11 protein-coding genes and 2 pseudogenes are annotated in these 13,638 nt (G+C 39.2%); 8 read left to right on the top strand and 5 right to left on the bottom strand.

Features of this window, described 5'->3' with window-relative positions:
• The 6 genes and pseudogenes from glgC to ATS71_RS06970 all read left to right on the top strand — a co-directional run.
• Positions 1 to 1,195 (top strand): glucose-1-phosphate adenylyltransferase (gene glgC, locus ATS71_RS06990; RefSeq protein WP_235591434.1); only part of this gene is annotated, 1,195 nt, incomplete at its 5' end.
• Positions 1,196 to 1,266: 71 nt separating this feature from the next.
• A complete protein-coding gene (locus ATS71_RS06985) occupies positions 1,267 to 2,802 on the top strand; it encodes a glycogen synthase (protein WP_058404173.1) in 1,536 nt (511 codons plus the stop codon).
• Between the two features lie 92 nt (positions 2,803 to 2,894).
• Complete coding sequence (locus ATS71_RS06980; protein WP_058404216.1) at positions 2,895 to 4,109, top strand: EAL and HDOD domain-containing protein; 1,215 nt, start codon at positions 2,895 to 2,897, stop codon at positions 4,107 to 4,109.
• Positions 4,110 to 4,139: 30 nt separating this feature from the next.
• A complete protein-coding gene (locus ATS71_RS06975) occupies positions 4,140 to 5,210 on the top strand; it encodes a DUF418 domain-containing protein (protein ID WP_058404172.1) in 1,071 nt (356 codons plus the stop codon).
• 64 nt (positions 5,211 to 5,274) lie between these two features.
• Positions 5,275 to 5,417: pseudogene (locus tag ATS71_RS18895) on the top strand (S4 domain-containing protein); the annotation flags it as partial.
• A 1-nt stretch (position 5,418) separates the two neighbouring features.
• A partial coding sequence (locus ATS71_RS06970; RefSeq protein ID WP_235591433.1) for a pseudouridine synthase occupies positions 5,419 to 6,240 on the top strand: 822 nt, incomplete at its 5' end.
• Positions 6,241 to 6,332: 92 nt separating this feature from the next.
• Here ATS71_RS06970 and ATS71_RS06965 read toward each other — a convergent pair.
• Both ATS71_RS06965 and ATS71_RS06960 read right to left on the bottom strand, forming a co-directional pair.
• Positions 6,333 to 9,410 (bottom strand): annotated as a pseudogene (locus tag ATS71_RS06965) (efflux RND transporter permease subunit).
• Positions 9,411 to 9,412: 2 nt separating this feature from the next.
• Positions 9,413 to 10,495, bottom strand: coding sequence for an efflux RND transporter periplasmic adaptor subunit (locus ATS71_RS06960; protein WP_058404171.1), 1,083 nt, complete (start codon positions 10,493 to 10,495; stop codon positions 9,413 to 9,415).
• 122 nt (positions 10,496 to 10,617) lie between these two features.
• Between ATS71_RS06960 and ATS71_RS06955 the strand changes: the two genes are divergently transcribed.
• Both ATS71_RS06955 and ATS71_RS06950 read left to right on the top strand, forming a co-directional pair.
• On the top strand, positions 10,618 to 11,520 hold the full coding sequence (locus tag ATS71_RS06955) for a LysR family transcriptional regulator (protein WP_058404170.1): 903 nt from the start codon (positions 10,618 to 10,620) through the stop codon (positions 11,518 to 11,520).
• Positions 11,510 to 11,815 (top strand): MGMT family protein, encoded by a 306-nt coding sequence (locus tag ATS71_RS06950; RefSeq protein WP_058404169.1) that lies wholly within the window; start codon positions 11,510 to 11,512, stop codon positions 11,813 to 11,815. The genes ATS71_RS06955 and ATS71_RS06950 overlap by 11 nt, the downstream gene beginning before the upstream one ends.
• Before the next feature lie 132 nt (positions 11,816 to 11,947).
• Here the strand turns inward: ATS71_RS06950 and ATS71_RS06945 are convergent, their stop codons facing one another.
• From ATS71_RS06945 to ATS71_RS06935, 3 genes are all read right to left on the bottom strand, one after another.
• Entirely contained in the window at positions 11,948 to 12,367 is a 420-nt protein-coding gene (locus ATS71_RS06945) for a hypothetical protein (RefSeq protein WP_058404168.1), read from the bottom strand.
• 173 nt (positions 12,368 to 12,540) lie between these two features.
• Complete coding sequence (locus tag ATS71_RS06940; protein ID WP_058404167.1) at positions 12,541 to 12,813, bottom strand: hypothetical protein; 273 nt, start codon at positions 12,811 to 12,813, stop codon at positions 12,541 to 12,543.
• Positions 12,814 to 12,913: 100 nt separating this feature from the next.
• Positions 12,914 to 13,285 carry a hypothetical protein gene (locus tag ATS71_RS06935; RefSeq protein WP_058404166.1) on the bottom strand — a complete coding sequence of 124 codons (372 nt, stop codon included), beginning with the start codon at positions 13,283 to 13,285 and terminating at the stop codon, positions 12,914 to 12,916.
• Positions 13,286 to 13,638 lie beyond the last annotated feature (353 nt).

Raw genomic sequence — 13,638 nt, 5'->3', positions numbered from 1 at the left:
TGCAAAGCCAGCCGTATACTTTGGTGGTAAACACAGAATTATTGATTTTCCTTTGTCTAACTGTATTAACTCGGGTGTTAGGCGTGTGGGTATAGCAACACAATATAAATCTCACTCACTTATTCGCCACGTAAATCGAGCTTGGGGACACTTTAAAAAGGAATTGGGTGAATCGGTTGAAATATTACCTGCATCACAACGCCATGGTGATGAATGGTATTGCGGTACCGCCGATGCTGTTTTTCAAAATATGGATATTATTCGTCATGAGTTGCCTAAATATGTAATGATTTTATCAGGCGACCACGTTTATCGTATGGATTACGGTGCATTGCTTGCTGAGCATGTTCAAAAAGGGGCCGATATGACCGTGTGTTGTATTGAAGTACCCGTTGAAGAAGCTGCAGATACCTTTGGCGTGATGACGGTAGATGAAGAAAGCCGTGTTTGCCGTTTTGATGAAAAGCCAGCTATGCCAAGCTCAGTGCCAGGCAAGCCGGGTACATGTTTAGCATCCATGGGTAACTACATATTTAATACTGAGTTCTTATTTGAGCAACTCAAGAAAGATGCAGAAAATGAAGGCTCAGGCCGCGATTTTGGGCATGATATAATCCCTGCAATTATTGAAGAGCATAACGTTTTTGCATTTCCATTTAGAGACCCTCAACAGGAAGGTCAACCTTATTGGCGCGATGTAGGAACACTCGACTCATTTTGGGAGGCTAATATGGAGCTTGTTATGCCAGAGCCTCAACTTGACCTATACGACCCAGCGTGGCCAATTTGGACATACCAAGAGCAATTACCTCCCGCTAAATTTATATTTGATGATGACGACAGACGAGGAATGGCCCTTGATTCTACTGTTTCTGGTGGGTGTATTATTTCGGGTTCGGCAGTAAGAAAATCATTGTTGTTTTCTAACGTGCATGTGCGCTCATTTTGTGAAATTGAGCAATCGGTTATTTTACCGGGTGCTATTATTAACCGCGGTTGTAAAATTAAACGTGCAATAATAGACAGAAGTTGTGAAATACCAGCAGGGCTTGAAATAGGCTTTGATCGCAAAACAGATGAAGAGAATGGCTTTAGGGTATCAAAAAAAGGCATTGTACTTGTTACGCGAGAAATGCTTAGTGAACTTGCTAAAAAATTAGAACGTCAAACACAAGAAAATAAGAAACTAGCTTAATACAGAGTTAGGTAAAAACAAGCTTGCCCTGAAGCGGGCGAGCTTATTAAAACAAAGGAAGCAGTAAATTAATGCATGTATTAATGGTGGGTGCAGAAAACGATGCGTTACCTGGCGCTAAAGTAGGGGGTGTAGCAGATGTAGTTCGTGATGCACCTAAAGCTCTTGCAAAGCAAGGCGTATCGGTAGATGTGGTGATCCCAGATTATGGATTTGAGCCATTAAATAGGCATTACATAGGTGAAGTAACGGTAGCCTTTAATGCTCAATCTCATGTATTGACCTTGTTTAAAGTGGATCAAACAAAAAATAACATAACCCAAATTGTGATAAGTCATCCAATGTTTAGTGAATCGGGTAGTGTTTATTGTAATGATGCACCGGGCAGGCCATTTGCAACCGATGCAACAAAATTTGCGCTATTTAATGCCGCGGTTTGCGAAGCATTATTGCAAGGGTTACTAAAACACCCTAATACGTTGCATTTGCATGATTGGCATAGTGCATGTGTTGCTGTTCTCTTAAAGTTTGAACCGCGTTACAGCCCACTAATTGATATACATTTAGCCTATACAGTACACAATTTAGCACTACAAGGAATAAGACCTTTTAAGCACGATGAGTCGAGCTTAGAGGCTTGGTTTCCATCACTAAGTTATAACGGCCAACACTTGTGTGATCCAAGGTACACAAATTGTTTTAACCCAATGCGAAGCGCTATTAATTTAGCAGATAAAATTCATTTAGTGTCGCCTACCTATAGCCAAGAAGTACTTAAGCCAAGTAATTATAACGATGGCTTTTTTGGTGGTGAAGGGCTTGAGCACGATCTCCAAAATGCAGCTAATCTAGGGAAAGTCGTCGGCATTTTGAATGGCTGTGAATACCCTGGGCCTGAAGTAATAAAGGCAGATATTAATGAGCTGTACAGCGAGGCTGAAAAAAGTTTATTTAGTTGGATGGGTAATAGCGAACAGCTTGAAAGCGGTCACTACATTGCACACCAACGATTGAAACAGTTTAAAGCAACCCCACATAACGGCCCACTAGTAACTAGCGTAGGTAGACTTACAGAGCAAAAAGTATTGCTATTGTGCCAGTCTTTAAATGGTGAACTTGCTATAGACGCAGTATGTAATAGTATTAATGAGTACGGTGGGCGTTTAATTATATTAGGCTCTGGCGATAAAGTGTTAGAAGCCGTGTTCACAAAAGCTATGACGCGTAACGAAAACTTATTATTTTTAAAAGGTTATGCACAAAAAGTAGGCGACTTAATGTATCAATTAGGTGATTTATTTTTAATGCCTAGTTCGTTTGAACCGTGTGGAATTAGCCAAATGCTGGCAATGCGTGCAGGTCAACCTTGTTTGGTGCATAGCGTTGGCGGATTAAAAGATACAGTAAAACACAACGAAAATGGGTTTAGTTTTAACGGCGCAACATTACTTGAGCAAACACATAGTTTGCACGTATGCCTAGCTGAAACGCTAGCATTTTATAAACAATATCCAAAAAAATGGCAGCAAATAAAATCTAATGCAAAAGCAGTACGCTTTTCGTGGTCGCAGGTTGCAAGTGATTACATTTCAACCTTGTACCGATAAAGTTTATGTAATTTAACTTAAGCGAAGTGACATTTTAGATTATTTACGCTATTAATAACTTGGTATTAATGGATTTAAATAAAGTAGGTAAAGTGTCTGTATTTGTTGCAAGGCAAGCAATTTTCAATCGGCGTCAAAAAGTAGTTGCGTATGAGCTGCTTTTTAGGGACAGCCCTAAAAACTTTTTTCCAGATATAGCCGAGGGACAGGCAACTGCGCGGCTTATTATGGAAAATCAGCTTAATTTGGGTACACGCCATATCACCTCAGGTAAAAAAGCACTTATCAACATTGGGCCAGAATCTTTAGAGCTTGACCTATGTGCCTTTTTACCATGCCAAGACGTTGTAATAGAGCTGCTTGAGAGCATAGAGCCCACCGATACAAATTACGAGTTATGCCGAGAGTTATTTCATAGTAATTTTAATCTCGCCCTTGATGATTTTGTTTATAAACCGCAATGGGATCGTTTTTTAAAGCTCGTTAAACTCATAAAATTTGATATAACCATAACCCCATTAGACGAAATTCACCCTATTATAAAAAAGCTTAAAGATCACAAACAAATTAAGTTGCTGGCGGAAAAAATAGAAACACAACAAGAATATGAAGTTGCCGCTGGTATGGGCTTTGATTACTTTCAAGGTTATTTTTTTGCAAAACCCACCATGATGAAGCATAACGACATCGATTATAACTACGGGTTAGTCGTGGCTATTTACGCTGAGATAATGAAACCTAATCCAGACCTAACGGCAATAGCACAATTGTTTGAACTTGATGCAGCATTAGCTTATAAATTACTGCGTTTAATTAATAGCGGTGTGTTTCCAATACAAAGTAAAATTGCGTCGTTAAAGCAAGCGCTTGTTTATTTAGGACAGGAGCGTTTAAAAAAGTTTGTTAGTTTAATCGTGACAGCTCACACTGCCGGTAAAAAGCCTGCAGAGCTAATGCAAGTGTGCGTGGTGCGTGCCCGTTTTTGTGAATTGATTGCTAAAAAAGTGGCCAAGCATCAGTCAGGAGAGGCTTTTTTAACCGGCTTGTTTTCACTCCTTGATGCTATTTTAGATGAACCAATGAGCTTATTGGTTGAAAAGTTACCTTTTCAAGATGATATAAAAGCAGCCCTGCTTGAAGAAAAAAACACACTGTATTACATTTTAAAAGTTGTTAAAGCATACGAAACCGGCAGCTGGTGGGCACTCGAACAAGCAGTTATATTTTTAAATATACAAAGTGATATACTACCAGAGCTTTACCAAATGTCGGTTGACTGGGCCGACAGCTATAAAAATAATATTTAACGGAAAACAGCTTTAATGCGAAATTATAATATGGACTTTATTCGCGGCATTGCCGTGCTTGGCTTAGTGTTTATGAATGGCTATGCTTTTGGTTTTATGGAATTTGGTTATGTGCCATTAACCACCCCCCCTGTAAGCGACACCCTCATTCAATATATGAATATACTGTTTATAGAAGGCCGATTTAGAACGCTGTTTAGCCTACTTTTTGGCGCAGGTTTATATATTCAATGGCAGCGCTATAAGTCATCAGTTCAAATAAAGAGCAGATTATATTGGCTAATAATTTTTGGCCTCATACACGGCTTTTTACTTTGGGCTGGTGATATTTTGTTTGTTTATGGTGTATCTGGCTGGTTTATTATTAAATATTTAGACACCGACAACCCCAAGCTATTGCAAAGAGGGCTTGAGTTTACTGCTCTCTCAGCAGTAGTTACATTTTTAGTGTTATTGAGTATTCCTGACGATCAGACTTATCGTGATTCTGCCAAGTTTATCGAGTTATTTAGCCCTCATTACAGTGACTATTTTAATGAAAATCTTTATATAAATATTCTTATGCTAATAACAGTACCGCTAATGACGATGTGGATGTGCGTTGGCATTATGCTAATAGGTATTTACGCGTACAAAGAGGGAGTTTTTAGCAAAGGTTTATCAACTCAGCAGTTGCGGATATGTACAGTAGGTGTACTTATTTCTTGTATTATAAGATTAAACACATCAACGCTTACCGGTGGCTTGGGTTTTAGTTTACAAGAAATTTCTAACATGTTCGCCGCCCTGTTTATGGCTGGGCTTTATATTCATTTAATCGTTAAGTTTTGTGGCAATAGCCCACAGTTTGGCAAACTAATACAGCAGGCGGGTCGCATGGCATTCACACTATATATAAGCCAAACCGTTATGCAATTGCTTATTTATAGAGTGTTATTTCCAGAGTGGATACTTAGCTTTAATAGAATAGATTACTGGTTAGTTGCCGCTAGCTTAGTTGCTGCGCAGTTATTATTTACGTTATTTTACAGTTGTTATTTTAAACAAGGGCCGCTTGAAGTGCTTTGGCGTAAATTAACCGACATTAAATCGGCGGCATAACTCGCATTTTTAGGTGGTTTGGGTATACACTAGCGACCCTAAAAAATTAATACCATTAAGTGATATGACCGAATTAAAACGTTTAAATAAATTTATTAGTGAAACAGGTTTTTGTTCACGCCGTGAAGCCGATAAATATATTGAGCAAGGTCGTGTGTCAGTTAATGGTAATTCGCCAGAAATGGGCGTAAAGGTTGCAGCAACCGANGTCGTATTGGTCGATGGAAAACCATTAAAAACGCCACCTAAACGCGTTTATATTGCTTACAATAAACCAGTTGGTATAACGTGTACAACCGAGCGAAAAATACAAAGCAATATTGTTAAAGCGGTTAATTATCCCGATCGTATATTTCCAATTGGGCGATTAGATAGACCCTCTGAAGGATTAATCTTTTTAACCAACGAAGGCGATATTGTTAACAAAATTTTGCGTGCGGGTAATAACCACGAAAAAGAATATGTAGTCACCGTAGACAAACCACTTAATCGCCAATTTGTATCTAAAATGGTCAACGGCATTCCTATTTTAGATACTGTGACCAAAAAGTGTAAGGTTACACAAACTGCCCCTAAAGAATTTAAGATTATTTTAACCCAGGGATTAAATCGCCAAATTCGTAGAATGTGTGAGTATTTAGGTTACGAGGTGGTTACTTTAAAGCGCACTCGCATAATGAATGTAACGTTAAAAGGCTTAAAAGTAGGGCAGTGGCGTCATTTATCAGATGTTGAAATGGCGCAAATTAACGACTCGATTGCAGACTCAGGAAAAACTCAAGAGCATTCTTTAGATACTAATAAGGTTGTGGATAAAAACATTGGGGTGTCGCCCAAGCGTGACTTTCAGGGTGAAAACCCGCGCCGTAATAAACAAAAAGAGCCAGGGGGCGAGCAAAAAAATAATCGCGCTAAAGCATCTTACCAAAAGCGCTCTACAACCTATGTCGGTAAACCAAAAACGGTAAAAGCAAATAGTGCATCTAGCAATAAAGCAGGCGCACGAACAAAGCTAAGTTTAAAAAAATAAGCTAAACAATTACCATTATATTTGTTTAAGTTATAAAAAATGCCACAGTTTACGCTGTGGCATTTTTATTTAGATAAACACTTAATATGTCGTTATTTACTTGGTTCGTATTCAATTCTAAAAATCATAGTATATGAAACAGGCACTACTATTAGTGTCAATATAGTGGCAAAGCCTAAACCAAACATAATAGTGACCGCCATTGATTGAAAAAACACATCAAATAGTAATGGGATCATACCCAGTATTGTGGTTATAGCTGCCATTGCGACAGGACGCACACGGCTTACGCCAGATTCGAACACTGCTTGATATGGCGATTTACCATCGCGAAGCTCAAGGTTTATTTGATCGACTAACACTATACCGTTTTTAATTAGCATGCCGCTTAAGCTTAATAACCCAAGTAGGCCCATAAAACTAAACGGTGCGTTCATAGCTAATAAACCTGCACTTACACCAATAATTGCTAATGGTACCGTAGCCCAAATTACAAGAGGCTGTTTTAAAGAATTAAAAAGTAAAACAGTTATAGCAAACATAGCTAAATAGCCCAGCGGTAAAGAGCCGAATATTGCTTTTTGAGCCTTACTAGATGATTCATATTCGCCGCCCCATTCTAAAGAGTAGCCATGAGGAAGCTCTATAGATTCAATGGGGCCTCGTACTCGGGCAAATAATTTAGCGGCTGTTTCGTCGCCTAATACATTTTGATCGGCCATTATCGTAATTGTTCGCTTTCTATCGCGACGCATTATTAGGCTATCTTCCCATTCAACTATAAACTCATCAACTACTTGCGTTACAGGCACAAATACACCTAAAACAGGGCTGTATATTTGTAAATCATGAACGCTGTCTACATTTAGGCGCTCATTCGCAGGTGAGCGAGCAATAATAGGTAAAAGCTGGGTTCCATCACGATATACACCGACTTGTTTACCCGAAAGGCTTGTAAGCAGCACATCATCCAGGTCTGATTTACTGATCCCTAAACGTCGCGCTTTTTGCTCGTTAAACTGTGGGCGAATCATTTTAGTACGTGCACGCCAATCGTTTCGGATATTAAACGCGCCGTCGTCTTGCGACATTAGTTTTTCAGCCTCTGCAGCGAGTTTTCTCAGAATAACAGGATCTGGGCCGGTAAAACGAGCTTCTATTTTTGCATCAGTTGAAGGACCAATTTCCATTGGTTTTATCTTTAGCTCGGCTGATAACGCTGAGTTTTGTGAATAATCTCGTACTTTTTGCATGACGACTGCAACAGCTTCGCGGTCTTTTACTCTTATGATAAGTTGTCCATAAGACGAATAAGACTTTTGAGGCGCATAAGTTAGCATAAAGCGCGGCGCACCTTGGCCTGTCGTGCTTGTTACTTCTTCTACAAGTTCTTCTTTTTGCAAATAGTGTTCAAGCTTTTTAATACCGTCTATTGTTGCGCGTATATCTGAACCTTGTTGTTGCCAGTAATCTACGTAAAACATAGGTGTGTTAGAGGCTGGGAAAAACGACTGCTTAACCGAGCCAAACCCCACTACTGCACTACAAAGTAATACAACCATGAGGATCATAGTTGATTTACGGTAATGCATTGCTAAATCTAAGAGTGTTTTATAGCCTGTAAAAATAAATCCTTGGTATGGGTCGTTATCTGAATCGTCTCCGGTATTTTTATCTTTTTTAAACTCATTTTCTGAAAACATAAGGTTTGCAAAAAATGGCGTTAAGGTAATAGCGGTTATCCAGCTGAGTAACAACGATATGAATAACACCCAAAATAAGCTGCCGGCAAACTCACCCGTTGCGTCAGAACTCAAACCAATTGGCGCAAACGCAGTAATGCCTATGATGGTCGCACCCAATAATGGCCACTTGGTCTGCTCTACAATATTAACAGCGGCTTTAAGTTTAGTTTGACCCCGTTTTAAGTTAATTAATATGCCTTCGGTCACTACAATAGCGTTATCTACTAACATACCAAGCGCAATGATCAGTGCACCTAGTGATATACGTTGTAAATCTATGGCAAACAGCTTCATAAAAATAAAGGTGCCTAAAACAGTTAGTAATAAAATACCACCAATTAAAATGCCACTTTTAAGACCCATAAAAATAAGCAAAACAACAATGACGATTGCAATAGCCTCTAGCAAGCTTACAATGAAGCCGTCAACGGAGGTTTCTACTTCTTTTGGTTGGTTATAAACAGCATTAACGTCAATACCATGGGGGCGCTGGTACTCAAGCTCTGCTAAATGAGCATCAATACGTTTACCCACATCAACTACATTAACGCCATTCATAAACGACACACCAATTAATAGTGCTTGTTCAGAATTGTATCTAATAACATTAGTAGGTACTTCAGCGTATTCCCTAAATACCTCGGCAACATCACCTAAGTAAATAAGCTCGCTGGCACCTGGTTTAGAAATCAGCAGGGTTTCAAGCTCTTTAACATCTTTAAATTCGCCGGTAGGGTGAAAACGAATTGATTCGTCGCCCACTCTAATTTTACCTGCGTTAGATACCGTGTTTTGTGACTGTAATAAAGCAAATATATGGCTAGGGGCTATACCAAGTTGGGCTAATTTACGGGTAGATATTTCTACCATTACTTGTGGCTGTTGCTCACCGGCAATGGTTACTTTGCTTACCCCTTTTACTAATACCAATTCACGTTTTAAATAGTCGGTATAGTCTTTTAGCTCATCGTAAGAGTAGCCGTCACCCACAACAGAATATAAAACACCATATACATCTCCAAAGTCATCTAAAATGGTGCTTGGGTAAACACCACTAGGTAGTGATGGCGAAAGGTCATTAATTTTACGACGCATTTCATCCCAAATTTGACGAAGTTGTTCTTTTCGCTAGGTGCTCTTCATTTCTACGGCTATTTGAGATTTGCCATTTGACGAAATAGACGTGACATGATCAACATACGGTAATTGTTGAATTGCATTTTCTAAAGGAAACGTAACTTCTTCTTCAACCTGTTGCGGCGAAGCACCCGGGTACATGGTAATAACCATAGCTTGCTTTAAAGTAAACTCAGGGTCCTCTAGTTGGCCTAGATCAAAATAAGATACACTTCCGCCAATTAAAAGCAGCAGTGCAAACATCCAACTAATTACTTTTTTTTCTATGGAAAGTTGTGCAAAGCTCATAATTATAAGCCTCGCTCTTTATTCCATGGGCGAACTTTCATGCCTTCTTCAATCGAATGAACACCCGCAGACACCACAATTTGGCCCTCTTTAATACCGCTAAGTACTTCTATGCCATCATGGTGTAATTGTCCAACTTCAACAGCTTGCTTATGAACTTGGCCGGTATTTTCATCATAAAGCCAAACATAGGCATTATTGTTAATCGCTTTTTGAGGATCAGAAAAAACCGACTCAATAGGCAATATGGTATAAGCAACCTGCGAGCGAGTTACTTTACTTAAATCAATTAAAACACGGCCAGTCATACCGGCTAGTAAGTTAAAGTCATCAGGGACGGGTAGCGAAAATACCACTTTATAGGTCAGTGTTGCAGGATCGGCTTGGGTGTCCCATTCTTTAATGTCGAGGGTGTATTCTTTATCTTCAAAGCCATCAAATTTAACCGTTGGATGGTAATCAGTCCCTTTTTTAAAACGCGCTACTATTTTTTCAGGCACTTGGATTTCTACGTCCATTAAATCGCGAGTTTCTAGGCGCAAAATATTTTGCTTTGCCTGAATGTTTTCAAAGTTTTTTACAAATACCTTTGCAACGGTACCTGCAAATGGCGCACGCAGCTCGCTGTATTCGAGGTTGGTTTCAGCAATTCTGAAGGCCGATTCAGCAATTTGCATATTAGCTAAAGCTTGGTCTAACTCAGATTGGCTGGTGATTTTTTTCTCAAATAGCTGTTCTATTCTGCTCAATTGCGACTTTGCCAACTCATAACGTGCCTTTCGTTCATCAAACTGCAGTTGAAAATCTTCAGGGTCTAATTTTGCTAATAAATCACCTTTTTCAACGTGTTCACCGGCAAGAACCGGAAACTCTATAAGTTCTCCGTTTACTCTAAATGCAAGGTATGAGCCCTGGTTTGCAACCACTTCAGCTGGAAAACTACGAATATTAATTTGTGAGTCGTGGCCTATAGTGAAAAGCTTAACAGGGCGGATAGGCTCTTCTTTAACTTGTTGTTCTGGCTCAGAACACGCTATTAAGCTAAGTAAGGTCGTTGTTAATAAACATAGACGAAAGAGTTTCATGTCTTCTCCGTTGCAATATTGGCAAATTAATTAAGTGCAGAATACGCTGCAAACATATAAAATAAAATTCATTAAATCTTACATACTTAATAAGTTTTATTTATGATGTTTTTGGGCACAATATGAAGCTGAATCAATTGGTAATTTTAGATGCCATAGTACAAAGCGCAAGCTTAAGCGGGGCTGCTCAAAGGCTTCATAAAACGCAGCCTGCGTTAACATTGGCTATTAAAAACCTAGAATCGCAAATAGGGTTTGAGCTTTTAGACAGAACTAAGTATAGATTACAGCTGACTGAAAAAGGGCGTATCTTCCATCGTGAAGCCCAACAGCTACTGCATGCAAACGACGAGCTTGCAAAACTGGCAGAAGAGCTCTCATTAGGGAATGAACCGCAATATAAAATTTGTTACGAGCAGCTTTGTCATAAGCAAAGCTACAACCAGATCATAAGTAATACTTTTAAACAGTTTACCAGTACCGAGTTTTGTATTAGCAGCGGAAAACGATTTGCGTCGTTAGAGCAAGTAAACAATGGACAAGCAGAGCTAGGCATTGGCCCATGGTTTGATTTATTCCATGCCACAGGCGATTTAGAAAGCTTGCCCATAGGCAAGCTCGATATTGGAATAGTAAGCGCAAAAGGGGTTTTACCCAAACAGCTCACTTATACTCAACTACAAAACTACCCCTGCTTAGCCATGTTTGAAAGCGATTTAAGTATAGACAGCGAAAGGCTTTCGTATTCCAAAGGCTCCGCAATGATGAAAATAGACGATGTGGCGACCTTAAAATCGTTTTTACTCTCAGGAGCTGGTTGGGCCATGATGAGCTTAGAGCATTGCGCGCCTGAAATAAAAGCAGATTTATTACAAGAAATCCTTATTACCGACCGCGAGCATAAATTTAGCGCACAAATAAGAGCGTTTAGGCAACACGCCATTCATCATGGCCCAGTGGCACGCACTGTATGGGACCAATTTAAACAACTGAGTAAGGTTTACGCTAATAAAAATGGATATTGATAAAGAAACCCTTATTTATACTGTTATAACAGGCATCCCAGCTGGAAAAGTAGCAAGTTACGGGCAAGTTGCAACTCTTGCGGGCTACCCACAAAACTCACGTTTAGTAGGGCGTTTATTAAAAATAATGCCAAGTGATTCGGTTATTCCATGGCATCGTGTTGTTAATAGCCAAGGTAAAATATCGTTTCCTGTGGGCAGTGACAAATACCAAGAACAGCGCCAAAAGTTATTATCAGAAGGTGTGCTTTTTAAAAACGACAAAGTAAAGATGCGAGAGTGTAAGTGGGAGTAAAGTTACCATTGTTAGCCAATTGGCAGTGTAGGTCCGATAAATTAAGTGCCATTTGACACAGTGAAATATCTTGCCAGCCATTATAAAATTTATGTTTTCGGATGACTGAAGAGTGCCACTTGTTAGGTGTATCTACACGTTTTGTGTATATGATTCTATACCAATTAAATCGGAAACACCTGATCCCGATTTTAAAGCTAGTTTGATATCGGATACAAAGGCATCCAATGATAAAGCTTCAAATTGAACGGTAAATTTTGCAATACATGCGCTGTCATTTGACAGAGAAACTAATACAGCAGTATGACCAGCAGAGTCGAAGCAATAAAATTTAAACTCACAATGCCCATAAGACGAGCCAAGCTCACCAACTTTAAAGATAACTTCATCTGAGTTAGATTGAGGAAAGGCAGATAATTGTTCAGTTAGTTTTTCCAATATTTGAGCATTTATATATTGTTCCGTCTCACCAGCGAAGGATTCATTGCATGCCTTTACCCATATTTTCGAGGGGTCATCGCGTAAAAATTCGATCTCCAATCTGGGTTGCATCTGTATGTACACCTAACGCCGGAATAGTCGGATAAGTAATAGTTGGCTAAAATGTGAAACAAAGCGAAACCGAGCCAACTGTTACGTGTCCGCTTTTAAACGCTTCGTTAGGTGCTTTAAGGCCACCACTTTGGTGTTTCTCTTGCAGTAAGCTTAAATTTAACAGCTAAAGTTTAAATGTCTTTTGCTTTACCTGATATTTCACCTTCACTCCAATTATCCCACTCAAATTTCATCTTACGACCTGCATTTGATAGCTTAATTTTACCGTAATCAATCCATGCGTCAAAGCCATCGTACTCGTAGGTTTTGATCCAGCCATTTTCAAGGTGAAAATCTAGTATATGGTTGAAGTCGTCCGTCGGAATATCCTGAATTATTTTTAAACCAAGTGCTTTAAATTTTAAATCGACAGTTTTTCTACCTAATGTAACGACTGGATTCATAGAGCACCTAACGCCGCATTAAGCGGACTAAAATTGTTCGTTATAATGTGTAGTGTAGCGAAACCTAACCAACTGTTTTAGTTCCGTTTTTAATGCCTTGTTAGCGCGTGCTTTGCTGAATGCTTGGCTTTTCCCAACCAAGAATGCTTACGCAATAATTTACACCAACCACTAGATATTCCGTTATTTCTGAATTACCACACGACGAAAAACCATTACGCTTACTTTCTAAGTCGAACCAGCCACCAGAAATTATTTCGTGGAGCCACCCTGCTTGTAAGGAACATTCAGGCCAAAACTCTAACAAGTCACCTTCATCTAAGACTCGAAAACCTGCAGGCTCTTCGAAAATAATATCAATTTTATCACCGTCAATAGATATTGTAATTGTTAGGAGATCAACATCAAAATTAAGGTTTATAACCTCAATAGTATTTGTTGAATTACCACACTCTAAAATCTTATTTTTCACAAAACCTCTGAGTACCTCTAACGCCCCAATAAGGGGCTAAAAATTGTTTGCTAAAATGTGTAGCGAAGCGAAACTGAGCAAACTGTTTTTAGTCCCGCTTGATTGGCTTGTATGGATAATAAACCCATAAATTAATTAATACTTTAATCTAGTTCGGGTAATGTGAGGCCCAAGCTTTGGCTGCAACCAAAGCCTTTTATACAGTAGTTCGATTGAGCGTAGGCTCCTCTATTGAGAGACCGGTAACAAGTTAGAACGCTGTATAAACTCCAAGCATTAAACTCGGATAGTCAACGGGGCCTCGAGCCCGAATAGCAAGGCAGAGTCAGCTTATTATGAATACAATAAATAAT

The organism is Pseudoalteromonas sp. H71, from assembly GCF_001468485.1.
Lineage (GTDB): Bacteria > Pseudomonadota > Gammaproteobacteria > Enterobacterales > Alteromonadaceae > Pseudoalteromonas.
Note: the sequence above shows the minus strand (reverse complement) of the source record. Positions and strands in the feature narration are given on the sequence as shown.